Below are 25244 nucleotides of genomic sequence, written 5' to 3'. Positions count from 1 at the left end.
CCAACTCCGCCGCCTCAGGACTCCGCTGCGAAGCGGGACAGCGCGGTGGCCGACAGCCTCGCCTTCGGAAGGAATCCGGCCGCCGGGGAGCAGGCGATCCGCCCGCCGAACTCGTCGGCGTCCCGCACCGAACACAGCACGATCACCACCTCCGCCGCCAGCGCGTTGAGCTCCCGGGCGGCGGCGAACACGTCCTCGCCCGGGAGCCCCAGGTCCAGCAGCACGAGGTCGGGACGATTCCCCCCGGCGATCCTCGCGACGGCGGCCGAGGCCGAAGCTGCCTCCGAGACGGCGTACGCACCGTCGGCCTCCAACAAGGCCCGTACGGCGGCTCGGTAGGCGGGATCGTCGTCCACGACAAGCACGCTGCGGCCCATGTCCCCATGCTGGCGGATCCCGTGGGCGAGGGCATCAGGGCCAGCACTGAGAACTCCGGTCCCGGGACGGGTGGTTGCCCCGAAGACCCGTACCCGCCGCGAATTCACACTGGTCGGACAGCTCATGGACGCGGGGGCGACCGGGGGTGCATGGCCCGGCGTACGACCCGCGGATCGGGATTCGTTTTCGGGGGGAACGTATGCGGGGTTCCATGGTGAGGCTGCTCGCGCCGGTACTGCTGGCGGCACTGGTGGTCACCGGTTGCAAGAAGCCGGCGGGGGATGTGTCGGGTTCCTTCAAACCCGCCTTCCTGCCGGTGACGTTCACGATCGACTCGTCGGGGCACATCAGTGTCTCCGCGGAGGCGTCGATCGTCACGCCGCTGGGTGAGGTGTCGGTGTCGGGATTCCAGCAGGAGCTGGGCAACCCCAAGCCGTATCTCGTGGCGGCCATCCGGCATCTGGCAGGAGGCACGGGAGCCGACCAGAGCGCGTTCGTGGACCGGACCACGGGGCCGGTCCACGCCGCGTACGCGGAACATACGGACTCCGCCAACTACACGGAAGAAAGCGGGAGTTCGGTCTACTCCCTGTACAAGATCGCGGCGGAGGGCCGTAGTGTCCAGCCCGCGTTGAACGGACAGCCGCTCGCCCTGGCGAAGAGCGGCACGATCGTCGTCGACGCCACGCGGACGAAGCCCGGCAGTGTGACCCAGGTGCAGATAGCCGACACCGAGGAACAGGACTCACCCGTGCCCTCCGGCACGGCGTCCTCCTGCGCGGGGACCGACGCCATCGGCATCACGCTCCCCGAGGTGTCCGCGGGAGCCGAAGTCACCGACACCGTCGCGGAGTTGACGGCCGACTGCCTTCAGGTCCAGTACGCGGCGGAGCCGGCCGACGGCGTGACGGAGGGCACCGTCGCACGGGTCGTGATCCCGACCGAGGGCTCGGCCGACCCGGTGCGGTTGCCCCCGGTCGACGAGGGCGCACCGGGGCCGGGGGACCATGTGACGGTGAGCCGACGGTCGCCGACGACGGTGTATGTCGCGGCCACGGCGCCCGCACCCTCATCCTCGCCCTCGCCCTCGTCTTCGTCGAGCAGCACCGACGATCCCTCCGGGCAGCCTTCCGAGACCGTGGAGCCGGCGACCACCCTGGTGGAGGCCGCCGCCTACGCGCCCGTACGCACGGCCCCCGGCACGACCGGTGAACAGGCCAGTCACATCGAGCCGGGAGCCCAGTACCGGGCGGTGTGCGTGACGCACGGCGAGTCGGTGCGGGCCCACGGCTACACGAGCGACCTGTGGGCCGAGTTGCTCCTCAGCGCCGGCGGCACCGGCTGGGTCACGGCCACGGCGCTCACCGGCGGCCCCGACGGTCTGTCACTCTCCGACTGCTCGGGCACCGGGGCCGGAACCGGCGCTCCGTCGCCCACGACCTCGGACACCACACCGACGGGTTGAAGGCTGACGGTCACAGGAACCGGCCGCCCGTCCACGGTTCGTCCCCGTGGACGGGCGGCCGGTTTCGTGTGGCGCGCTCGCGGTACGTCGGCCGGTGCGACCTCTCAACTGTCTTCTCCCGCCCCATTGTGGTGCGCCCTGCACACCCCTACTGTTCGACTTTGCCTGAGTCTGTTTGATGCTGTTCGCCCAGTCGGTCTGGAGGCCGCCGTGCGGGGTAGTCGGAACGGTTCAGAGAGTGCGAGACCCGGTCGGCGCCGGTGGTGGAGGGCGGTCCTCGCGACGGCCGCGACCATCGCCCTGGCGGCGGGCCTGACCGCGCCCGCCACGGCGGCGGCGCAGGACATCGGAGAGCAGCCGCCCGCCGTGAGTCCGCAGGCGCACACCGTGACTCTCGACGGCTACTCGTTCCTCGTCGACGGCAAGCGCACCTATCTGTGGTCCGGCGAGTTCCACTACTTCCGGCTCCCGAGCCAGGACCTGTGGCGCGACATCTTCCAGAAGATGAAGGCCGCCGGCTTCAACTCGACCTCCCTGTACTTCGATTGGGGCTACCACTCGCCCAAGCCGGGCGTGTACGACTTCACCGGGGTGCGGGACGTCGACAAGCTCCTCGACATGGCGCAGGAGGCCGGCCTCTACGTCATCGCCCGCCCGGCGCCGTACATCAACGCGGAGGTCGACAGCGGCGGACTGCCCGGCTGGCTGACCACCAAGGCCGGCAACAACCGCAGCGACGACCCGCAGTTCCTGAAGTACGCGGACGAGTGGCTGACCCGGATCGACCGGATCATCGCCCGCCACCAACTCACCAACGGCACCGGGTCGGTTATCGCGTACCAGGTCGAGAACGAGTACTACAACGGCTCGACCGCCGGCCGCTCCTACATGCAGCACCTGGAGGACAAGGCCCGCGCCGACGGCATCACGGTCCCGCTGACCGGCAACAACAACGGCACCTTCAACTCCGGCACCGGCGCCCTGGACGTGGACGGCCCGGACTCCTACCCCCAGGGCTTCGACTGCTCCAACCCCTCGAAGTGGAACGGCGTCCCGGACATCAGCTACGACCACCCCGCCGGAAAGCCGCTGTACTCACCGGAGTTCCAGGGCGGCGCCTTCGACCCCTGGGGCGGACCGGGCTACGACAAGTGCGCCCAGCTGATCAACGACCAGTTCGCCAACGTGTTCTACAAGCAGAACATCGCCGTGGGCGCGACCGCGCAGAGCTTCTACATGACCTACGGCGGCACCAACTGGGGCTGGCTGGGCATGCCGCAGAACTACACGTCGTACGACTATGGGGCCGCGATCCGGGAGACCCGCCAGCTCGACCCGAAGTACTACGAGGACAAGCTCATCGGGTACTTCACGCAGGCGGTCGCCCCGCTGACCAAGACCGAGACGATCAGGGCCACACCGCCGGACGACTCGGCGGTCGTGGACACCGCCCGTATGAACCCGGACACCAAGACGCAGTTCCATGTCCTGCGGCACGGCAACTCCACCTCCACCGCCGTCGACAAGACCCACATCTCGCTCGACTTCAACGCCCAGCTGTCCGCCGACACCACCTACACCTGGGACGACCCCGACTCCGCGCTGCAGTACGCCGGTTCGTGGTCGCACGTGGCCGACACGAGCTACACCGGCGGCGATTACAAACACACGGAGTCGTTCTCGAACAAGGCCGGTGACTCGCTCACCGTCCCCTTCGACGGCACCGCGATCCGCTGGATCGGCTCGAAGACCAACAACCACGGCTACGCCGACGTCTACCTCGACGGCACCAAGGTGGCGACGGTCGACGACTCCGGCAGTGAGAGCCAGGCGGTGGTCTTCCACAAGACCGGCCTGACCCCCGGCACGCACACGCTGAAGATCGTCGTCGCCGGGAACCACGCCTCGGGCTCCACGGACAACTACGTTGCCGTAGACGCCATCGACGTACCGACGGCCGAGGCCGGCGCGGAGCCGACCTACCCGGTCGTGCCGCAGCAGCCCGGCACCGCGATCACGCTCGACGGACGCGACTCGCATGTCATCGTGGCCAACTACCGCCTCGGCGAGGCGCAGTTGCAGTACTCGACCTCCGAGATCATGACCGACGCGACCATCGGTGACCGGGACGTCTCCGTGCTCTACGGCGACGAGGACAGCGACGGCGAGACCGTGCTGCGCTACGCCACCGAGCCCACCGTGACCGCCAACGGCGGTTCGGTCACGACCACTTGGGACCCCGCCACCGGGGACCTCCGCCTGAACTACACGCACAAGGGCCTGATCCGCATCAGCGTCAACGGCGGCGGAAACCGCCCGCTGCTCCTGCTCGTCGGCGACAAGGCCACGGCGAACACCTTCTGGCGTCAGGACACGGCGAGCGGCCCGGTGCTCGTGCGCGGCACCCACCTGCTGCGGACGGCGACCAGCCTGCACGACGGCCGCACCCTGGCGCTCACCGGCGACAACGCCGACGACAAGAACATCGAGGTGTTCACCTCCGCCGCCCAAGTCACCTGGAACGGCAGGGCGTTGGGCGGCAAGGCAATCAACACGGGGAGTCGCACCGGGAAGATCGCGGTGGCCGCCCCGATCCACCTGCCGACGCTGACCAGTTGGAAGCACTCCGAGGAATCCCCCGAAGCTGCCCCCGGTTTCGACGACACCAGTTGGCAGGTGGCCGACAAGGCGACCACCAACAGCGTCTCCGGCGTCAACTCGCTTCCGGTGCTCTACGCGGACGACTACGGATTCCACACCGGCAACACGTGGTACCGCGGCCGCTTCCGTGCCACCGGCAAGGAGGACGGCATCCACCTGGTGTCGGACTCCGGGGGAGGTGCGCAGGCGTTCTCCGTGTGGCTCAACGGGACCTTCCTGGGCAGTTCCACCACCGGCAGTGGTGACTTCGCCTTCCCGGCGGGTTCCGTGAAGTCCACGGGCGACAACGTCCTCTCCGTGCTCACCGTCAACATGGGGCACGAGGAGGACTACAACTCCACCAACGGCAACAAGACCGCGCGCGGCCTGACCAGCGCCTCCCTCGTCGGCGCACCATTGACGTCCGTCACCTGGCGCCTCCAGGGCGTACGGGGCGGCGAGGACCTCCAGGACACGGTCCGCGGCCCGCTGTCGACGGGCGGCCTCTACGGCGAACGGGCCGGCTGGTCCCTGCCGGGCTACCCGGACGGCGACTGGAACCGCGTGTCCCTCCCGACGACCGACACGACCCCCGGAGTCTCCTGGTACCGGACCGACGCGAAGCTCGATCTGCCGCACGGCCAGGACACCTCGCTCGGCCTGACGTTCACCGACGACCCGGCACGCAAGTACCGCTCCACGATCTTCGTGAACGGCTGGCAGGTCGGCAACTACGTCAACTACCTGGGCCCGCAGCACACGTTCCCGGTCCCCAACGGGATCCTGAACCCCAACGGCCACAACAGCATCGCCATCGCGGTGTGGAACCTCGACGGCAGCACCGGCGGCCTCGGCAAGGTCTCGCTGACCAATTACGGCAGTTACGCCTCGTCCCTGCGCGTCGCGCAGAACGACAGTCCGCGCTACGACGCCCGGACCTACGCGATGCCGAAGCGCCCGGGAGCGGATGTCACCCTGGACGTGCCGGACACCGCCCAGCCGGGGCAGGCCTTCACCGCCCGGGCGACGGTGCGGGTGCCGAAGGACCGGCCGGCCGCGTCCGGACTGACGGCGTCGCTCTCCGCCCCCGACGGCTGGAGTGTGAGTGCCGCGAGCCCCACGTCGGTCGAGCGGGTGCGACCCGGTGCGTCGGCCACCTTCACCTGGACGGTCCAGCCGCCGACCGGGACGCTGCCATCCGCGTCGGCGCTCACCACTTCCGTGCACTATCGGCAGAACGGGCGGAAGGCCGTCGGCGGTGACGAGCGCATCGTCCGCGGGATCCCGCCGGCCCCACCGGCCGGGCCGAGCGATGTGAGCGCCCTGTCGTTCCTCTCGTCCACCAACGGGTGGGGTCCGGTCGAACGGGACACCAGCGTCGGCGAGCAGGCGGCCGGTGACGGTCGTCCGATCACCATCGCCGGAGTCGGCTACGCCAAGGGGCTGGGCACCAACTCCGTCAGCGATGTCGAGCTCTACCTCGCCGGACAGTGCTCGCGGTTGACGGCGGACGTCGGCGTCGACGACGAGACCGGCGGTGCGGGCACGGTGACGTTCTCCGTGATCGCCGACGGCAAGACGCTGGTCACCACGCCGACGATCCACGGCAAACAGGCCGCGGTGGCGATCGACGTCGACGTCAGCGGCGCCCAGGTGATCGACCTCAAGGTCGGTGACGCGGGCGACGGCAACGGCAACGACCACGGGGATTGGGGGACGCCGACGTTGACGTGCGAGTGACGAGCGCGCCAAGGGTCGTGCGAAGGGCGCTCACCGCGGCTTTGTCACCGGCGCGCATCGCTTCCGGCAGCGCTCGACGCATGCGAAGACGTAGATGGATGCGGACACTGGTTCGAAGAGCGGGGCAACCGGAACCGCCCCTCGTGGGTCTACTCACCGATGACACACCATCAGGTTTCGTCGTACGGGGAGGCGGCGAACCCAGCGTCCCGAGGGGGGACTTCATGCGCATGCGCCCGACCGTCGCCGTCACTTTTCTGACGGCCGCCCTTTCCGCATCGGTGCTTCCGGCCACCGCCCACGCGGCGGACACGGCCGTTGCCGACCAGACCACGTTCTCGAACGTCGTGGTGAACGGCGGCAAGGACCTCGTGCTCGGCCTGACCACCAGAAAGACCGTCACGATCACATGGACGGCCCGCGACCCGGAGGGCGTCGCCGCGTCCTGGGCCTATTTGTGGCACGGTCCCAACACCGACGACGCGGACGGCATCCTGCCGTTGTACCCACCGGTGGGAACGTGCGTGGTGTCGGCGGCCGACCCGACGACTTCCACGTGCAAGGTGAGCTTCGCTGTGGACGCCGCGCGGGACTTCGACCACAACGCCCTCGCCGGTGCCTGGAAGGTGCTCGCCGGGGCGCAGGACACCACCGACGACTGGACGGAGACCGACGTCACCGGCACGGCCAGTTTCAAGCGGTCCGCCAAGGTGACCGTCAACGCCTCGCCCGAGCCGGTGAAGAAGGGCAGGACGATCACGGTCACCGGGAAGCTGACCCGCGCCAACTGGGAGAGCGGCACGTATACCGGTTACCAGAGTCGGCCGGTGCAGTTGCAGTTCCGTAAGAAGGGCAGCTCGGTCTACACCACGCTGAAGACCGTCAGCAGCGGCGTCGGCGGCAAGCTGAAGACCACCACCAAGGCCAAGTCCGACGGCTACTTCCGCTTCGTCTTCACCGGTACGGGCACCACCGGCCCGTCCACGGCGGCAGGTGACTTCGTCGACGTGAGATGACGGAGCGCGGCCGTCGCCGCTTGTCGGCGTGGTGTCGGGGGGCTCGGGGCGGGATCGTCGATCGGCCCGAGCACCGTGGGGTGGCCGGAGGCGGAGTACCGGGCCGTTTCCAACCCGCTCGGACGCAGCTGGTCCGAGGGTTCCGAAGCGGTGCCGTCTCCCCTTGCCGTCGCGCCGAGAAGCGGTTGCCGCCGCCGTCTCCCGGCGGTGCCGGCCCGGCCGACGGATGCGGAAGTCGCAGCTGGAGGCGACCATGAGCCTCATCGGGGCGAGTGGAGTCGCCCGTATGACGTGTTCTGCCTCCGGCCACCGCCGGCCCCGGGCGCCGGGCTCGGCGTAGGCGACCGCCGACCCGCAAGCACACGCCTCGGAAAGGACACCGATGTCCGGAACTGGAACCTCCTCGTCGCGTCGGCTGACACTGGCCGCGATGATCTTCGCGGTGGCGATGACGTTCATCGACCAGACGATCGTGTCCATCGCCGCACCGAACATCCAGGCGGAGCTGGGGCTGTCGAACACCGGCGTGCAGTGGGCCATCAACTCCTACCTGCTGGCCATGGCCGCCCTGTTCGCCTTCGGAGGGCGGCTGGCCGACACGGTCGGGCACCGGCGCATGGTCGTCCTCGGCGTGGTCGTCTTCGCCGTGGCGTCCGCGCTGTGCGGGCTCACGCCCAAGGGCGGCGCCGCCGAGGGGTGGCTGATCGGGTTCCGGGCGCTCCAGGGTGCGGGCGGCGCGCTCATGTACCCGGCGGCGCTGGCCATCGTGGTCGACTCCTACGCGTTGCAGGAGCGCGGCAAGGCGCTCGCCCTCTTCTTCGGGATCGCGGGCGGTCTCACCGCGGTCGGACCGATCCTCGGCGGTTGGTTGACGCAGTGGACCTGGCGGGCCATCTTCTGGGTGAACATCCCCGTCGCCGTCGTCGCGTTGGTGCTCATCGCTATGGCACGTCCGCACACCCCGAACCGGCCGGCTCCGATGGACTACCGCGGACTGGCGCTCATCGTGGCCGGTGTGGGCCTGAGCATCTTCGGCTTCCAGCAGTCGTATCTGTGGGGCTGGCACTCCGCGGCGACCTGGCTGTGCATCGTCGTGGGTCTGCTGCTGCTCGTGGTCTTCGTCCTCGTCGAGAAGCGGACGACCCATCCGCTGCTGGACGTCGACCTCTTCCGTGACCGGACCTTCTCCGTGCAGAACGTCGTGCTGGGCGTGGCCATGGCGGCCTTCGTGCCGGTGTTCTTCTTCACCAGCGTGTACGCGGAGGTCGCCCTCGGGAAGGAGGCGTCCGCGGCCAGCCTCGACCTGCTCTACTTCTTCCTCGGCTTCGTGGTGGCCGCGCAGATCGGCGGACGGATGCTCGACCGGATCGGCGCCAAGCGGCCCGTGGTGCTGGGCTGCGCACTGGCCTGCGCCGGCTTCTTCCTGTGGGCGGGCCGGGTGACCGAGCTGAGCGAGAGCCGCATCGTGTGGTACATCGTGCTCACCGGCGCGGGCATGGGGCTGATGCTGGGGCAGTCCAACACCGACGCGGTCAACCGGGTACCCCAGCGATCCTACGGCGAGGCGACCGGAGTCACCCAGACCCTGCGCAACTACGGCTCCAGCCTGGGCCTGGCCGTCCTCGGCACGATCTTCGCCTCGGTGCTCCAGTCACGGATCACCGATTCCCTGATCTCGCAGGGAATGGGCCACGGGGAGGCGAGCCGGCAGGCCAAGTCGATCTCCCAACTGAGTTCAGGGCAAGGCGGCAGCGGCACCGAGTCCATTCCGCACTTCGTCCGGCTGGGCGTGGCCGAGGCCACCCGCTCGGTTCTCCTCGGCATGGGCGTGATCATGGCCGTCGCCTTCGTCGTCGCCCTGTTCGGCCTGCGCCGCGGAGTCCAACAGGAACTGCCCGCCGACAAGGGGGAGTTGAGGGGCGCCAGGGCGCCGGAAACGGGGGACTGAGGACTGGCCTCGGCAGAGAGGGCGAGCTGGGGACCGGGTCTGTCCGTCAGCCCGCCGCCTCCAGCGAGCCCCGAGCGGTGCAGGTGGCCTCGGTGGTCACCGCTCAGGGAATCGGCCGGTGGTCAGTTCGTGTCCGGCGGCTGCCAGGTGGCCCGGACCAGGGCCCGTTCCGTACCGGCCAGGTAGACGGCCGCGGCGAGCCAGGCGCGTGCGTAGCCCTCCGGGTCGGCTTCCTCCGTACGGCCGAAGACATCGCGGCTGCGTCGGTCCGCCTCCGAGGCGAGGCCGTGCGACAGGTCCGCGGCCGTCCGGAAGCCGGCCCGCCGCAGCGCCACGACGGCCCCGGACCGGTCGCCGTCGCGCGCGGGTTCGGCGGCGGCCCTGCGGCCGCCGGACACGGCGACCTCGACCAACCGCCGCAGCCGCCACAACGGAGCCTCGGCCACCGGGTCCGGCGGCAGGGCGAGGAGCCCGGGTGTCTCCGGCAGAGCGTCGGCGGGCGGCAGATGAATCCCCTCGATGCGGTCGTAGCCGAGATCGGCGTGCCCCAGCCACTCCGTCGGCAGACGCAGCGTCGCCGTGGTCTCGTCCGGCAGCGGGGCGACGGCGAGTGGCCGGAGCGTGGCCGCGCGATCGGGGTCGAGACGGCCGACGACGCGCAGCCGCAGCCCGGGGCGGGACGCCAGCCGGCGGAGGTTCGCGGTGTGGGCGAGGTCGGGGTGGCCGTTGGACGGCAACAAGCGGATCAGGAGACCGTCCATGTCCGGCCGGCCGGCGCTCAACTCCTGTGCGAGCAAATGGTGGTCGACCACTCCGACGATGACCAGATCGCAGCCGATCAGCTCACCGTCCGTCCGCTCGGCCTCCTCCGGGTCGCTCACCGGAGCGTTGCCGAGCCGGGCGGCGACGGCCTCGGAGAGGGGCCGGGCGAACAGGGCGGCCAAGGGGCCCGAGGTCCAGGAGAGGCCCGGGACCGGCGTCGCCCGGACTCCCTTGCCGGCGCCGAGACGGCCGTCCGAGGACAGCGTCGCCCCCGAGATCAGCAGCCCGCCACGGGAGAGCCCGGCATGGTCGAGGCTGCCCGAACCGGGCGCGACGGTGGCTTTGGCGGCTCCGCGCGCACGGGCGACCCCGCCCGGCTTCACGTCCGCGACGCTGAACCAGCGCCCGTCGTCGGCGATGAGATGCGTGACCACACCGCCGTACCCGGTGGCGGAGATCACCGGCTCCCGGCACACCCCGTGCACGCGCAACGAGCCTTCCGGCCGGTACGCGCGGCGGGCGGTTCCGACCAGTGCCGGGGCCGGATCGGCCGCCGCCAACAGGCTTGTGGTGAGCAGGAGTTCACGTAGATCGGCGACCAGGCCGGCCAGTCGGTGGCCGTCGCTGCGGGACCGGGCGCCGCGCACTCCACGGACCACCCGCAGCGCCGCCGCCTCGGCGCGGTGCAGCCCGGCGAGGCGCGCGGTGTGCGAGGCACGCAGCACCTCAGCCTGCGCCACCGCACCGGCCGCGGGCACCCCGGCGGCCAGTACCGCTGACGCGGCGGCCCACAGCGAGCGGGCGGCTGCGAGTTGCGCGTCGGTGGGGCCTGACTGCGGCGATGCTACGGAGGTGTCCACTCCGGACACACCGACGTCGGCTTCGACGGTGTTCTGCGCCGGCGGCTCGCCCTCCTGGGCTACGGCTGTCTCCGCGTCGGCCACCGGACACGCGCCCAGCACGGCGGCGCGATGCAGACACCGTGGCGCCAACAGGCAACTGCACACGGCCTGTTCGGCGTCCGTGACCGCACCCGATGGGCCCGGAGTGAGGACGACCTCCGCGTCCTCGCCGCACCGCACACGTCGTACGGCGCCCTCGACGGTGACGGGTGCGGCCACGTACGTCTCGATCGACGCGTCCAGCTTCTTGCGCAGGCGGGAGGTCAGGACCTCCACGGCAGCCGCGGCCACCTCGGGTGCCACCGGGGGCAGTTGGGGGTTCATCGGGTCTCTCCGCGGAGGCGTTCGCCCACCCAGCGGGCGAGGGCGAGAGGACTGAGGGCGGCGACGGGCATCCCGGCCGCGACGAGTTGCTGTGCGACGGGCACGGAGTAGCGCGGCGTTCCGCTGTCGTCCAGGGCGGCGCAGCCCATCAGGTGCACCCCGGAACTCGCTAGCGCCCGTACCTCGCCGAGGAGTCCGCCCAGTGGGTAGCCCTCCTCGAAGTCGCTCACCACCACCACGAGGGTCCGGCTGGGCACGGTCACCAGGGAGCGGGCGTGGGCCAGACCGGCCGCGATGTGGGTGCCGCCGCCCACCCGCACCTCCAGCAGCAGGGACAACGGGTCCTCGACCCGGTCGGTCAGGTCGATCACATCCGTCGAGAATGCCAGGAAGTGCGTACTGAGCGTGGGCACTCCGCCCAGTACGGCCGCGGTCAGCGCCGCCCAGATCACGGAGGCCTCCATCGACCCGGACACGTCGACCACGAGGATCAGCCGCCAGTCCGCCTCCTTGCGCGAACGCGTGCTGAACACCGGCCGTTCCGGCACCACCAGGGTGCTGCCGTCGGGCCTCTTGCGGGCGTGGGCCAGGTTGGCCCGCAGGGTGCGCGGCAGGTCGATCCGGCCTCCCGGGCGGCGGGTCGGGCGAGGGGTGGCCAGTCCGGACAGCGCGGGGCGCAGCCGGGTGGCCAGCTCCTTGGCCAGTTCGTCGACCAGCCGGCGCACCAGTGGGCGCAGCCGGGCCAGTTGCTGCTCGGGCATGCCGCCCGCGAGGGACAGCACGGAGGTCAGCAGATCGACCGAGGGACGTACGGCGTTGGGGTCCAGCTCGGCCAGTACATCGCTGCGCCCCTGGTCGGCGGCGCGTGCGAGGACCTCCTCGCGCACCTCAGCTCCGAACAGTGCCTGGAGTTCCTCGGACCACTCGCGCGCGGTCGGGAAGGAGGCGTCCTGTCCGCCGCCTGGACCGGTGTCCCGGCCCAGGTCCGAGGAGCCCTCGCCGCTCCCCCTGCCGTACAGCTCGTCGAGTGCGTGCGCGTAACGGCGGGCGCCCGGAGGCAACTTGTCGCTCTCGCTACCCAGGAGCAGGCGCCACCGGTCCGTCGGTGTGAGGCGGAGTTCGTCATGGCCGTTGACCGGCGGGTCCGGCACCGGCACGGGACGTGGGGTGGTGGTCCCGGGGGCCGGATCGTCGGCGGGCCGGGGTATCGGAGGCGTCGACCGCAGCGCCTCCACCGCCGTACGGCCGGCCTCGTCCGCCGCCGCCCACAGGGCCAGCAGTCGCGGGGAGGCGGCCAGGGTCAGGTCGAGGCGGTTACCCAGCTTCTCCGTGACCGTGTGCAGCAGGCGGTCACGGCCCGCCGGAGAGAGCGTGTCGAAGCCGCCGCGCAGGGCGGGCAGCCGGTCGAGGAATGCCTGGTCGGTCAGCGTGTCGACCCGGTCGAGCAGGGGGTCGAGCGCGGTCGGTGCCGACTGGAGCAGGGGTGCGGCTCCGGTCAGCAGTCCGGCGAGTCTGCGGGCCAGCGCGTGCCGTGCGTCGGGGCCGGTGGCGGCATCGATCCAACCGGCGGCCCGTGCGCCGAGGGCGTCGGCGTCGTCCAGGTCGAGCAGGACCCGGCAGGCCAGGGCGGCCCCCTGGACGAGCGGCGAGCCGGTGCGCGCGAGGCCGCCGAGGGCCTCGTCCATGCGCAGCCCCAGGCGGTGTTCACCGGCCCGTGCGGCCAGGGCGACGAGCGCGGCCGCCTCCTCCGGGTCGTCGCTTCCCGCCAGACCGGGCAGGGACCGTACCGCCGACTCCAGAAGATCGGCGGCGAGCACGCCCGCCGCCCGGCCGGTCTCGGGCGTGGTGCCGGGCAGATGGCCCCGGCGCAGCGCCTCCAGCAGATCCAGGCCGGTGAGAATCTCGGGGAGCGTCGCGGAGGCGGGCAGCACCTCTGCGGCCTCGGCCAGCCGCTGGGCGACGAGGGCTGGCAGATCGCAGCGGGCGGCGTCCCGAAGTCCCGTCAGGACGAGGGCACTTGTGGGGCCACCCTCCGCCGACTCCCTGCGGAAGGTCTCCCGCAGGGTGCCCTCGGCAGCCAGCGCGGCGGTCACGCCCCGCACCCCGGCCAGGTCGAGGCGGACGGGCACGGACGGCACCCAGGCCAGCCGCCAGCGGGTGCTGAGCGCGGCGGCATCGCCCGTACCGGCCACCTCCACCGCCTCGCCGTATCCCACCCCGCACACGTCGAGCCGCCGGAGGAGGATCTCGCGCCGGCTGTCGAGGGGCGAACGGAGCGGATCCAGGCGCAGTTCACGCCGTTCGGGATCGTCCGGACCGGGCAGCCGCAGGGCGGTGAGTTCGGCCTCGACGGACGGGCCCAGCCCGGAGCGCGGGGTGCCCGGTGCGACCCGGCCGCGATCGGTACCCACCAGGACCACCTCCAGGGCCCGCGCGAGAGCACGGCCCCGGCCGAGCGGCTCGCCCTGACCCATCACGGACGTCAGGGCCTCAAGCACCTCGCCCCGGCCGGGCGCGGGGAGGCCGCGCACCCGGGCGAGGTCGCAGGCCACGCGCAGCGTCTCGCGGGCCTCGCCCGTCCCGGCGGTGTGCCCGGCCGCGCGCAACTCCCGGCACACCCCCGTGATGGCCCGCGCGGCGGCGTCGTACAACAACTCGGGATCGCCCGCCGCGCCGAACACTGCCTGCTGCCAGCGCGGGTCGCGGATCCCGGCCGGGTAGCCGGACCGGGAGTCCAGCAGATCGAACGCGTACGGGACCAGAGAGGTGGTGACGGGCGAGGGCACCCCGGGAAACACCGGTGCCGTCCCCTCCACCGCTGTGCCGTCGGCCAGCGCCGAGGCGTGGAAGGCGCCGATCACCGCCGCGACACGGCGTCCGCCGGCCGCCGCGAGGGCGATCGTCTCCCGCATGTGCGCCTCGCGCGCGAGGTCCACCGCGGGTACGCCGCCCGACGACTCGGCGTCCTGGCGCAGCGCCCAGCCGACGCCGAGGGCGGCCCGGCGGAGCGACTCGGGGGTGCAGCCGGGGGCGAGGACCTCCACGCTGCGGTCCCACAGGTCGTCCCCGTCACGTCCGGTACCGGCCGCGGTGAGCGCCTGCGCGAAGGAGACCGGCGTCGGACGGTCGGCCGCCTCGGCGCGTAGGGGTGCCTCCGTGTGCCAGCGGGCGTCGGCCATCGGCAGATCGCAGCAGACGACCTGCGCTCCCCGCTCCCGGGCCCAGCGGACCGCGGCGAGTTCGGGGGAGAAGTCGGCGAACGGGTAGAAGCCCAGCCGTCCGTCCTGGCCGGCACCCGCGAGCGCGACCGGCGCGATCGTGCCGGGTGCGCCGAGATGGGTCAGCCACGGCTGGAAGTCCGTCGGCAGCTCCACGCAGACGACTTCGGCGCCGGCCGCGTCCAGCAGCGCGGGCACGGCGGCGGCGAGTGCCGGGCTGTGGTGGCGTACGCCCAGCAGGTACGGCGCCACGGAGTCGGCCAGGGCGTCGAGCGCCGTCCTGGGGTCCTGAGCGGTCGTCACCGAAGGTTCTCCCGCAGGTCCCAGAGGCGGCGCCAGGTCGCGGAGCCGTCCTCGGCGCGGCGGCGCACCGGGCCGTCCCAGTAGCCCAACAGGCGTGCGTGGTCGCTGGGATCGTCCTTGCGGACCACGCCCAGGAGATGGCCGGGAACCAGATCGAGGGTGTCGCCGGCGGGGAGATAGGCGGTGGCCACCCCGAGGGACACGGCGACCTGCACCGCCTCCGCCGTGGACATCACCGTGCCGGGACGCTCCACGTCCCAGCCCTCGGCCGAGCGCCCGGCCCGCAGGTCGCGGAAGACGGTCACCAGGACGTCGAGCACCGCGTCGTCCACGGCGAAGGCCGCTCCCGCCCGCTCGACGGCCGCGGTGGCCTGTCGCTTGACGAGCGCGGTCTCGGCGTCGACGTCCGAGATCGGGTGCACCGTCTCGAAGTTGAAGCGGCGCTTGAGCGCGGCGGACATCTCCGACACACCGCGGTCGCGCAGGTTGGCGGTGGCGATGACGGTGAAGCCGGGCGCGGCGGCGACCTGTGCGTCGTCCGTGCCGGACAGCTCGGGCACGCTCATCCGGCGGTCGGAGAGGATCGACACCAGCGCGTCCTGCACCTCGGGCAGACAGCGGGTGATCTCCTCGACGCGCGCCACGCGTCCGGAGCGCATCGCGGCGAGCACGGGCGAGTCCACCAGCGCCTGGGGAGTGGGTCCCTGGGCGAGGAGGAGGGCGTAGTTCCAGCCATAGCGCAGGGCGTCCTCGGTGGTGCCCGCGGTGCCCTGCACGGTCAGGGCGCTGGTGCCGCAGACGGCCGCCGCCAGCAGCTCGGAGAGCATCGACTTGGCCGTGCCCGGCTCACCGACCAGCAGCAGCCCGCGTTCCCCGGCGAGCGTGACCACGCACCGCTCCACCAGGGCGCGTTCACCGACGAACTTGGGGGCTATGACGAGTTCGCGTGGCAGCGTCTCGTGGGGCTTGGCCAGCTTGAGGGCTTCACCCGCGCTGCCGCACACGAAGGTGATGGCGGATCGGGGCGTCAGCAGCCAGCCGGGCGGACGCGGGCCGTCGTCGTGGGCGGCGAGGAAGGCGAGTTCGGTGGCGTGGCGCTCTTCGGCGGGCAACGTCTGCCGGGCGGGCAGGGCCGTCGCCGTGTCGGTCGGGGTCATGAAAGTCCTTGCTGGGTAGGTCTGTTGGTCGATGATGAGGGGGCGCCGATGAGGTCCGGCGCCCCCCGGTACGGCGTCCGTCAGCGGCGGCGGCCCCGGCGCACCTTCAGCTCCTCGAACCGGGGAGCGTCGCCCTCCCGGACCCGCTGCCAGGCTCTGCGGTAGAGGTCCGCGACCGGTTCGGTCGGCACGATCACGCCCAAGAACGCGAGATTGCCGTCGACGATGTCGAACAGCGGCAGCTTCCAGCGCTCCAGGGGAACGCGCGGAGCGGGCTGTTCGGCCCAGCCGCCGGGCAGGAACAGCGAGCGGCCGGCCCTGGTCCGGGTGGCCTCGACCACGAGGTCGGTGGCGGCCAGTTCGGCGCGGGCCGCCTTGAGCCGGGCCGGCTTCCATCCCGTCCACCGGGCCGTCGTCCGGTCGGTCGGGTCGGGCATGGCGAGCAGCATCAGATACAGCGTGGCCGCGTCCTCGCCGAGGCCGTACTCCTTGGCCACCTCGATGACCAGGTCGGGCACGGAGCGGCCCGGGTCCTGCGGCCACCAGGTGCCGTCCTTGTCGCACGCGCCCGCCATCGGCTCGCCGGGATCGGCGAGAAGGGCCGCGAAACGGGGGTCGCGGACCAGGCGCAGGGCGATCTCCGCCCGGTACGGCTGGTCGTTGACGCGGGTCGCGGGCAGGTAGGGGTCCTGCCCGGCCTCGTCGAGGAGGTCGACGCGGACGCCGGGGGCGGGCTGGTCGTCCTGGGTGGCGAGGACGACGGCGCCGTAGCGCTCGAAGCCCGGACCGGTCTCGGTGGGGGTGCCCGCCGTCTTCCGGAACGCGGGGAGGCTGATGTACTCGCCGAGGTCGAGCATGAACCCGGGTCCCGCGAGGCGTTGGCGCACGGCGGTGAGCACGGGAGGCAGCGCGGCCCGGATCGGGTCGCCGGCGGGCAGCCGGTGGGCGAGCCAGGCGGCGAGGCCGACCGAGCCGACCAGAGTCTGCGAGGTGAATCCGGCCGTGTCGTCGCCGACCGGCCGCACCCGGTCGCCGATGACCGCCCACCGCAGGTCCCGGCTGAGCTCCGGGGCACGGGTCGGCTCCAGCAGCGCGGGCAGCGCTTCCCGTACCGCCCACGGTGCGTGCTTGAGGGCGCGTATGGCATCGCTGAGCAGATCCTCGGGGATGGCGGGACGCCGGCCGAGCCTGTCGTTCCAGACGGCGGCAGCCGCTGCCACATCCGGGCCCTCGGTCCACAGAAGGACCGGGTCGGCGGGCAGCAACGCGGCCACGACCGCGGCGCGGACGGCACTGTCGATGCTCCGCAGTTCGTCCTTGGCGACCGCCGCCGGGGCGACCTTCACCCCGATGACGGTGCGCGCCTCGGTGCTGAGGAACGTCCGCTCGTACGCGTCGACTCCCGGAAGTCCGGCGACGACGAGCCGGGCCATGGTCTCCGTGACGCCGGTGAGCCGGGCGAACTCCTCGGGGGCGTCCGGGAACCACGGTGCCGGACCGCGCTCGGCCAGCGCGGCGAGGAACACACCGAGCCGGCCCGGGTGTTCGTCCTCGCCGATCGGGTCGCAGGCCAGCATCTTGTACGGCTCCGGAGCCTCGAACCGTCCCGCCGGATCGTGGAACAGACCGGTGAAGTCACAGCCGTCGTCGCCCCGGGACCCGTGTCCGGTCACCGCGACGAAGGCACCGTCCGCCAGCGGCAGCAGGCCGGTCCAGGAGCCCTCGCGCCAGTCGCCCGAGGCCAGCCGCAGCCGGTGCGCGTCCAGATGCAGGGTCACCGTGCGCCAGCGGCCGGGCGCTCCGGACCCTCCCAGCCCCAACTGGTCGAATCCGGCGAGCAGTTGCCGCAGTGCCTCACGGTGCTCGTCCGTGGTGGTGCCGACCGCAGCCCGGTGGGCGAGGGCTGTCGTCCGCCCGATCAGGGTGCGCAACTCGGGCTGCCCGGTGAGCAGTTCGGGTCCGTCGAGATGGAGCCGGCCATCGGACGGTTCCGCTACGGCGTCGGCGGCGCGGGTCAGCACCCGCAGGGCGCGGAAGACGCTGTCGGCCTGGTCGTCGCGGTTCCACCAGTAGCCGTTCGACGCTCCGAGTCCGCTCATCGCGTCGCGCAGCAGGCTGTCCGTCGGACCGGCCGGGCCCTCCTCCTCCACCCCGCCTTCCAGGGCCAGGGTGAGCCGGGTCGCCGCCGTGTCCAGGACCGCCTGCTGGGCCGCCGCGTACCGCACGACCCCGGCGATGCCCGCGAGCAGGGCGGGGTGGGTGACGGGCAGCAGCGTGCGGATCGCGGTGGGCAGCGCCTCCGGTTCCTTGTCGCCTGCGGCCGACAGAAGGGCGGCGGTGGTGTCGCGGTCGATCTGCCGCAGTCCCGCGGAGCCCGCCGGGTCGCGCGGGGTCAGGCACTCCCAGTACTGCACCGGCGGCAGCAGCAGGGAGCCCTCACCGAAGACGCCCGCCGTACGGTCGGTCTTCCCCCAGGCGGTGACGACACCGTCCGCGTCGACCAGGTCGAGCTGCCAGCCGTTGTGCACGACCGCGGTGGGCCGCTCGGCGCCAGGGAACATCACCAGCGTGAACGGCCGGCCCGTGTCGGCGGGCAGCGTGAGGGTGTGTCCGGCGAGATCCTCGACCCGCGTGGAGCCGTCGGGGAGTTCCAGCCTGCGCAGGCCCACAAGGCCGTCGACAGGCGCCGAGGCGGGGGCTGCCTCGGCCGTGGGGGAGGGGCGCAGCCGGCCGCCGGCGAAGCTGCTGCCCGCAGGGGCGTCACGCAGCGCGTCGGCGAGGAAGGCGGGCCGGCTCATCCGTCCGCGCTCGTCGGTGGCCGGGTCGTACTCGTACCAGCCGTGCGCCTCCCGGTCCTCGGAGTCCGCCTGCCAGACCCAGTAGGCGGAGCCGTCGAAGAGCAGCGGACGCTCCTCGGGCACGGTGGTGTCCCCGGCGTGCAGCACTCCGCCGCCGGTGGTCCGGCCGCCGCCCGGCAGCGGCAGGGTGATGGGGAAGTTGCCCTTGTACCAGTCCATTTCGGTGCCGCGGGTACCGCTCGGGCCTTCGAGCTTCTCGACGCGGTCGGCGCGGGTGTGCCAGTAGCCGCGCAGTCCGTCGTTGCGGCTGTTCCAGTAGACGAGGAGTTCGCCGTCGACATGGTGGAAGCCGGGGTCGCCGTACCGGTCGTCCTTGGGGACGCGCAGGTCGTGGGTGAGCAGGGTGCCCTCGGCGCCGATCACCCGGGCCTGGGCCTCTCCGGCCACCACGAGGTGCGGCCAGGCGTCGGCGACGATCAGGTCCTCCACGCTGCTCTTCGGCACGAGGGAGGCCGCCGCGTCCTCCCAGGCGGGCCAGCCGAGTTCGTCGAAGAGCCCGGCGCGCAGGGTGCGCGCCAGCACGGGGGCGAGGTCGGTGGCGACCGCCGCGCGTACGTCCGCCTCGGCCAGCGCGAGCGCCTCGGAGGGCAGCCACTTCAGGCGGGACAGCGCGTCGGGCAACTGCGGCAGACCGACCGCGGTGAACCGCTCGACGACCGTACGCACCCACTGGGCCAGCAGCGGACGGCAGCCGGGCGACTGTGCCAACAGCCGGATGGCGCGCAGACCTTGGTCGTCGTTGCCGAACCGGTCCGCGCCCTTCTGGAACGCGTCGTGGAACCGGGCGTCGGCACCCAGGAACAGCAGGTCCCGTTGCTCCTCGCCCACGGCCCACTGCTGGAGCGGCAGACCGTCGTTCCGCTCGGGAGCGGCCACCGGAACATCCAGGGACAGCAGCAGGTCGATCAGATCGATGTCGTGCGTGACCTTCAACGCGCCGCCGGACGCGGCGAGTTCGGCCCGCAACAGGTCCACCGCCCGCTCCACGAGCGGGTACAGCTCCGGCATCCGGGTCGAGCCGCGCCACGACCGGGCCCGCTCCCGGAACGTCAGGAAGCGCTCCAGCCAGCCCGCCGTACCGTCCCTCGGACGCTCCTCCTCGGGCAGGGCGGCGTCCCACAACCCCGCCGTGGCACCGGAGTCCTCCAGCACCTGGAGCCACAGCGCGGGCATCTCGTCGTCCGAGCCCGCGGGGAGCATGTCCAGCAGGGTGCCGCGCACCTGCCGCTCCCGCGTGGCCAGGGCCACCAGCGCGGCACGGTGGCCCTTCCACCAGCCGGCCGCGGCACGCAGCGTGGCCGGCAGACCGAGCAGCTCGGACAGATAGTCCTGCTCGGCGAGGTCGGCGTCCTGCCCCGCGGCCCGAGCCAGCTTGCGCAGGTCGCCCGCCATCTGCGCGGACGGCGGCAGACCGCCCGCGGTGCGGCGCAGACACAGCCGGGTGAAGCGCCGCAGCGCCTCCTCGGCCGGCACCCGGGCGCCCAACTCCTTGCCGTAGGCGGACAGCACCTTCACCGGCAGCGCGCCCGCCAGCGCGAACTCCAGGAACACCGCGTCCAGCCGGTCCTCCTCGATGACCAGCCCGTGCTCCGCCTCGGCCTTGCGGGCCCGGGTGAACAACTGGGCCGCGTAGGTGGCGTTCTCCTCGGCCAGGAACACGCGGCCCGCCTGCTCGTAGAACGTCGGCAGGAAGTGCGGAACGGAGGCAGCCAGCCGCGCGCCCAGCTCCAGATAGGCGTCCAGGGCGGTCTTGGGCCGGGACTTCACCTGCCGGGCCGCCCGCTCCAGGTCCGGTACGACACCGAGCGCGTGATGCCCGTCCTCGGGGTGGTGCACCAGCACCCACTCCGGGAAGCCCAGCGACTGACGCAACCCGAGCCCCACCACGGCCGGTTCGGCAGCCTGCTCCAAGCCGAGGAAACCGGCGGCCAGGTCCTCCGCCGCGCCGAGTTCACCGGCGACCAGCCGCACCACCACCCGGTCGTCGAGACCCGGGTGACGGTAGGTGCGCGCCGTCAGCGGCACCGCCCGCTCACCGGCGTCCTCCGCATCCGGCGGGAGCACCGCCCCCGCCGCGAGCATGTCCTCATACGATACCTGCGTCCCCCCGCTCATGCGTCCTTGCCTTCCTCGATGTCACGGCCGGCGTACAGCGCCGCCGCCATCCGCATCCCCTCGGACCAGGCCACCGGGCCCACCTCGCGCAACGGCAGCGCGCGGCCGTCCTGGTCCTGCCAACTGAGGCCACCGGTCTCCACCGTGTCCTCCCAGTACGGCTCCCCGATCCACACGGAGGCCTCGACGGTGCGCCCGCCGTCGCGCACCCGGGCCGTGGAGTAGCCGCCGGAGACGCGGTAACCCAGTGAACTGGCGCGCGCGGCGAGGGCGAAGCGGGAACGGAACGAGCCGCCGGCGAACTCGCGCACCTCGGTGGCCTTGGGAGCGATCTCGTCGGGACGCCGCCAGGTCCCCCGGTGGATCTGCTCGACGCGCTGGACTATGCCCAACTCCGCCGCGAACTCCCGTATGTCGTCGAGGTCCGGCAGCAGCACCGGGTGCGGCAGGGTCACCGTGCGCGGGGACAGCCGTACCGTCTCGCCGTCGAGGTTCACCACCCGCAGCTCGCCGTCCTCGGTGGTGCCCCGCAGGAAGCCGACCTCGTCGGGGTCGTCGCCGACCACGGCCAGGTCGCGCAGCGCCGACTGCCAGGCCTCGTCCGGCCACACGCGGACCAGCAGGTCGGTCGGGACGGGCAGCGACGACACCATCCAGGCGTCGACCTGTGCGACGCACGCCGCGGCGTGCCGATCCAGCCATTCGGCGAACCGCCGCAGCCGGTCCACCTCCGGGTGGTCCTTGAGTGCGCGCGGCAGCGATTTCAACTGCCGCCCCGCTGCCCGGCCCCCGGTGGCTCGCGCCGCCACCCGCCCCTCCACCAGGGCGACTTCATACCCGTCACCCGCCGACAGCCAACCCACTATGCCCCCGCCTCCCACATCAACACAGCCAGAAGAAAGCACAGTTCAGCCGGGATACCCCGACTTCTGTGCGACGACAAGTGGAACGTTAGCGGCGATCACTGACAATCGGCCGGGGAAGCTGTGGACGGGCTGAGACGAGACACCTCTCAAACCGGCGAACAGGGCGTATCTCCACGCTCGTTCTCCGTACTCGCGCAGGGCCGGCGGGCGGTTCGCCGGGCCACGAGTTCAGGCCAGACGTACGGCGCCTGCCCGGAACGGACGTGCCGTCACAGACGCAGGACGATCAGGGCCGTGTCGTCGGTGTTGCCCTCGGCCGGCAGCAGATCGGCGAGCAGGGCGTCGGCCAGGGGCTCGGGCTCCGCGTCCCGGTGCCGGGCGAGGGAGTCGGCGAGGCGGGCGAGGCCGCGGTCGATGTCCTCCGTACGACGCTCGATCAGTCCGTCGGTGTACAGCACGAGGGTGGCGCCCTCGGCGAAGGGGACGCCCGTCTGCACCCGGCCGACATGCTCGGGCCTGGCGCCCAGGGGCGGGTCGGTGGCCTGGTCGAGGAAGGTCACCGTGCCGTCGGGGGCGAGCAGGGCCGGGGGCGGATGGCCCGCACAGCTGTAGGTGATGATGTGGTCGTCCCAGTCGATGAACGTCGTCACCGCGGTGGCCGACTCGGCGCCCTCGACGAAACGCGAGTACAGACCGAGAGCCTCCAGGGCGGGGCCAGGCCCGTCGGCGACCCGGCAGGCCGCGCTCAGGGCGCTGCGGAGTTGACCCATGGCGCAGGCGGCCTGCAGGCCGTGCCCGACGACGTCACCGACGGCGACCGCCATCCCGCCGGCGGGCAGGTCGACCAGGTCGTACCAGTCGCCGCACACGTTCAGGGCACCCACGGCGGGCCGGTAGCGGACGGCCGCCCGGTGGTGGCCGACCGGGCGCGGCGGTGGCAGCATCGCCGCCTGGAGGGTCAGGGCCACCTCGCGCTCATGGGCGTGGGCCGTGCGCAGCCGCTCGTTGACCTCCTGAAGCTCGCGTGCCCGGGTGTACAGCTCGGCTTCCAATATCCGGGCCCGTTTGTCGTCGGCACGGCCGCCGAAGGCCCGGACGAACTCGGTGACCTCCTCGACCCGGTGGACGATCAGCGTCACCTTGCCGTCCTGGCCGCGCACGGGCGCGTTGACCGGGCTCCAGAAGTGCTCCACCCAGCGGCCGGACCCCTGGGGGTCCTCGATGTCGTAGCGGAGCAGGGCCATGGTGTCGCGCTCCCCGGAGGTCGCCGCGCGCAGCATCGACTCCCGGGTCTCGCGCATGCCGGCCGCCGCCGGGTCCTTGGGGTTCTCGGGGAAGACGTCGAAGATGTAGCGGCCGATCAGTTCCTCGCGTTTACGTCCCGACAGGCGTTCGAAGTCCTCGTTGGCATCGAGGTAGACGAGCTCGGGGGTGAGCAGCGCCACCATGCCGGGCAGGGCGCGGAAAATCTCCGCGTAGTCGATCTCCGGATCCTGCATGGCCTGCCCGTTCGACGCCGAGGGTCACTGTGTCGCTCCACGATAGGAGGGATCTGGCCATGAAGCCCGGAAACGGCTCTTTTCGGTTCGGTGAGCAGTGACGATGCCCTAGGCCGTCACTCGACCGAGTGGCCTGCCCGCGGAGGCCGTCCTGGGCGGCGCCGCGATGGTATTGCCCGGTGAGCGGCCACGCCGTTCATGGTCCGGTCTCCGTCGGGCCGCCGATGTCCGTGGTGAGACGGCGGTAGGCGGCCCGGGCGTGGAGGAGGCGGGCCAGAGCCGTGCCGACCAGGGCGGCGGTGAACAGACAGGCGAGCCAGAGCGCGTCACGGTGTCCGGTCCAGGTGAGGGTGCCGGCGGGCGGGACGGCGAAGCCGTTGAGGAAGAGCCAGCACAGCACCGCGGTGCCGGGCGCCGCCGTGAAGCGGGCGCACAGGCCGAGCAGCACCGAGAGCAAGGAGAGTGCGGCCAGCGCGGGCGAGGGCCGATCGGTACCTATCAGCGCGTTGAGCAGCGCCACCAGCACCAGCGCGCCGCCGGACGCCGCGGCCCAGACCAGCGGCGTGGCCATGGGCGAGGGGACGGGCCGTGCTCCGGTACGGAGAGGCACCCAGTCGATCATGCCTGCGACTCCTTCTGGTCGACCCGCTCCTCTGGCGACGGGGAAGCCAGCCTGCCCGAGTCCGCGCCGCCGGTACAACCTCGCCCCATGGCTCAACTCCCGGTCCGCACCGCCCTCTTGGACGACTTCGCCGCCCGTCGCTCGTAGAGGATCGGCCAAAAGGTGATCAGGACGAGCAGCCAGACCACGGACACGGTGCGGACATGTGTGCCGAACACCGCCAGCAGCAGGGGCAGCACGCAGCAGGGGAGCGCCACGGACAGCAGCCACCGCCGTTCCCGCTCGGCTTGGCCGAGCCAGGCGAGTCCGCTGAGCAGGAAGTACCCGGCCAGCGACGAGCACAGCAGCCACCGGGTGGCGTCCGGCAGCGTCTCCAGATGCTCGGCGGCGGCTCCCAGCGCGGCGGCCAGAGCGGCGAGGCAACCGGACACGAAACAGTGCAGGGGCAGGGCCGCGCGGGCGGGCAACACTCCGGCCGTCAGGTGCGGCACCCCCGCGTAGCCGTGCCCGAAGGACAACGACCACAGCGTGGCCAGCAGGAAGAACGACGCCACGGCGAGCATGTACAGCTTCTTGTCCCACTCCGCGTCCGAGGTGGCCGCGACCACCTGGGCGACGCCCTCGCCCAGCACGATGATGACGAAGAGGCCGAGCCGTTCGCTCAGGTGCTCCGACTGGGGCCGCGCGAGCGACGTGCGCCCCGCGGAGTCGCGCCGAGCGGATTGCTTGTCGTCGCGTTCCCGATTCTTGCCGTGGCGTTCCCGGGCCTCCTGGTGCTCGACGATGTCGCGCGCGGAGACCGCGAACGTGACGTACAGATCGAGGGCGATACCGAGGGCCCAGAGCCAGTAGCGCGTCGGATCGTGTGCCCAGAGGGAGACGATCCACGGGATCACGCCGAGCGACATCTGAGCGGCCGGCCAGTCGACGAGGATCTGGCGACGGTGCTGCCAGGCCCGGCTCGCCAGGACCCGGATCAGTACGTAGGCGAGGGCGAACACGCGCGCGTGCCGGTCGTCCCCCTCGTGCACCCCCGCCACTGCCGCGGCCATGACGGCCATGCCGAACATCGCGGCCAGCACCGTACGGACGTGGGTGTTCTCGTAGGCCACGTTCGCGTACAGGGTGAAGCAGATCCAAGCCGTCCAGAAGGCGAGGAACAGCAGCGCGTACAGGCCCAGGTCGGACACGTCCGGAACTCCGTGCAGCAGATGCGCGATCTGCGCCACACCCGCCACGGCGACCAGGTCGAAGAACAGTTCCAACCAACTGGCGTGCCGGTTCTCCTCGGAGGTCGGTTGCGGGGCCGGTGCGGTCGTGTTGTCGTCGCTCACTGGATCACCATGCCCTGTTGTCGATGACTTACGACGCGGAAACCGGCGGTTGGCGGTGGGCAGTTGGTGGGGCCGATGCTTGGGTGCCCGACTCCCC

Annotated in this window: 13 protein-coding genes; 4 read left to right on the top strand and 9 right to left on the bottom strand. The window is 72.1% G+C overall.

Translation table 11 applies throughout. The features are described from left to right. Positions 1-14: 14 nt before the first annotated feature. Entirely contained in the window at positions 15-377 is a 363-nt protein-coding gene (locus ACIRRY_RS20100) for a response regulator (RefSeq protein WP_403974350.1), read from the bottom strand. A 212-nt stretch (positions 378-589) separates the two neighbouring features. On the opposite strand from ACIRRY_RS20100, the gene ACIRRY_RS20095 reads away from it, so the two are divergent. The 4 genes from ACIRRY_RS20095 (at position 590) to ACIRRY_RS20080 (ending at position 9187) form a co-directional block, all read left to right on the top strand. Beyond that, positions 590-1843 (top strand): hypothetical protein, encoded by a 1254-nt coding sequence (locus tag ACIRRY_RS20095; protein ID WP_403974348.1) that lies wholly within the window; start codon positions 590-592, stop codon positions 1841-1843. Positions 1844-2053: 210 nt separating this feature from the next. Beyond that, positions 2054-6223, top strand: coding sequence for a beta-galactosidase (locus ACIRRY_RS20090; RefSeq protein WP_403974345.1), 4170 nt, complete (start codon positions 2054-2056; stop codon positions 6221-6223). 224 nt (positions 6224-6447) lie between these two features. Beyond that, complete coding sequence (locus ACIRRY_RS20085) at positions 6448-7239, top strand: hypothetical protein (protein ID WP_403974343.1); 792 nt, start codon at positions 6448-6450, stop codon at positions 7237-7239. A gap of 382 nt (positions 7240-7621) precedes the next feature. Next, the gene (locus tag ACIRRY_RS20080; protein WP_403974341.1) at positions 7622-9187 is read left to right on the top strand and encodes an MFS transporter; all 1566 of its coding nucleotides are present in this window, start codon (positions 7622-7624) and stop codon (positions 9185-9187) included. 122 nt (positions 9188-9309) lie between these two features. On the opposite strand, the gene ACIRRY_RS20075 is transcribed toward ACIRRY_RS20080, so the two are convergent. The 8 genes from ACIRRY_RS20075 to ACIRRY_RS20040 all read right to left on the bottom strand — a co-directional run bounded on the left by ACIRRY_RS20075 (position 9310) and on the right by ACIRRY_RS20040 (position 25147). After that, positions 9310-11175 (bottom strand): hypothetical protein, encoded by a 1866-nt coding sequence (locus ACIRRY_RS20075; protein WP_403974339.1) that lies wholly within the window; start codon positions 11173-11175, stop codon positions 9310-9312. After that, positions 11172-14696, bottom strand: a complete 3525-nt coding sequence (locus ACIRRY_RS20070; RefSeq protein ID WP_403974337.1) for a DUF5682 family protein — start codon at positions 14694-14696, stop codon at positions 11172-11174. Before ACIRRY_RS20070 ends, ACIRRY_RS20075 begins: the two co-directional genes overlap by 4 nt. After that, positions 14693-15853 (bottom strand): AAA family ATPase, encoded by a 1161-nt coding sequence (locus ACIRRY_RS20065; RefSeq protein WP_403974334.1) that lies wholly within the window; start codon positions 15851-15853, stop codon positions 14693-14695. Before ACIRRY_RS20065 ends, ACIRRY_RS20070 begins: the two co-directional genes overlap by 4 nt. A gap of 80 nt (positions 15854-15933) precedes the next feature. Next, positions 15934-20826: a DNA-binding protein gene (locus ACIRRY_RS20060; protein WP_403974331.1), complete on the bottom strand. Its 4893-nt coding sequence runs from the start codon at positions 20824-20826 to the stop codon at positions 15934-15936. Next, a complete protein-coding gene (locus ACIRRY_RS20055) occupies positions 20823-21689 on the bottom strand; it encodes a DUF4132 domain-containing protein (protein WP_403974328.1) in 867 nt (288 codons plus the stop codon). The genes ACIRRY_RS20060 and ACIRRY_RS20055 overlap by 4 nt, the downstream gene beginning before the upstream one ends. 272 nt (positions 21690-21961) lie before the next feature. Next, the gene (locus tag ACIRRY_RS20050; RefSeq protein ID WP_403974325.1) at positions 21962-23191 is read right to left on the bottom strand and encodes a PP2C family protein-serine/threonine phosphatase; all 1230 of its coding nucleotides are present in this window, start codon (positions 23189-23191) and stop codon (positions 21962-21964) included. Positions 23192-23387: 196 nt separating this feature from the next. Further along, the gene (locus tag ACIRRY_RS20045; RefSeq protein WP_403974322.1) at positions 23388-23813 is read right to left on the bottom strand and encodes a hypothetical protein; all 426 of its coding nucleotides are present in this window, start codon (positions 23811-23813) and stop codon (positions 23388-23390) included. Between the two features lie 92 nt (positions 23814-23905). Continuing rightward, entirely contained in the window at positions 23906-25147 is a 1242-nt protein-coding gene (locus ACIRRY_RS20040) for a low temperature requirement protein A (protein ID WP_403974319.1), read from the bottom strand. Positions 25148-25244: the final 97 nt, after the last annotated feature.

Source organism: Streptomyces sp. NPDC101776 (assembly GCF_044766845.1).
Classification (GTDB): Bacteria; Actinomycetota; Actinomycetes; order Streptomycetales; family Streptomycetaceae; genus Streptomyces.
The sequence above is the reverse complement of the archived record's forward strand: the minus strand, read 5'-3'. Positions and strand labels throughout refer to the sequence as shown.

What these genes read in the sequence shown, in the direction of transcription:
- ACIRRY_RS20100 (WP_403974350.1), bottom strand. Translation starts at nt 377, where the DNA reads ATGGGCCGCAGCGTGCTTGTCGTGGACGACGATCCCGCCTACCGAGCC.
- ACIRRY_RS20045 (WP_403974322.1), bottom strand. Translation starts at nt 23,813, where the DNA reads ATGATCGACTGGGTGCCTCTCCGTACCGGAGCACGGCCCGTCCCCTCG.
- ACIRRY_RS20065 (WP_403974334.1), bottom strand. Translation starts at nt 15,853, where the DNA reads ATGACCCCGACCGACACGGCGACGGCCCTGCCCGCCCGGCAGACGTTG.
- ACIRRY_RS20050 (WP_403974325.1), bottom strand. Translation starts at nt 23,191, where the DNA reads ATGCAGGATCCGGAGATCGACTACGCGGAGATTTTCCGCGCCCTGCCC.
- ACIRRY_RS20095 (WP_403974348.1), top strand. Translation starts at nt 590, where the DNA reads ATGGTGAGGCTGCTCGCGCCGGTACTGCTGGCGGCACTGGTGGTCACC.
- ACIRRY_RS20080 (WP_403974341.1), top strand. Translation starts at nt 7,622, where the DNA reads ATGTCCGGAACTGGAACCTCCTCGTCGCGTCGGCTGACACTGGCCGCG.
- ACIRRY_RS20060 (WP_403974331.1), bottom strand. Translation starts at nt 20,826, where the DNA reads ATGAGCGGGGGGACGCAGGTATCGTATGAGGACATGCTCGCGGCGGGG.
- ACIRRY_RS20075 (WP_403974339.1), bottom strand. Translation starts at nt 11,175, where the DNA reads ATGAACCCCCAACTGCCCCCGGTGGCACCCGAGGTGGCCGCGGCTGCC.
- ACIRRY_RS20085 (WP_403974343.1), top strand. Translation starts at nt 6,448, where the DNA reads ATGCGCATGCGCCCGACCGTCGCCGTCACTTTTCTGACGGCCGCCCTT.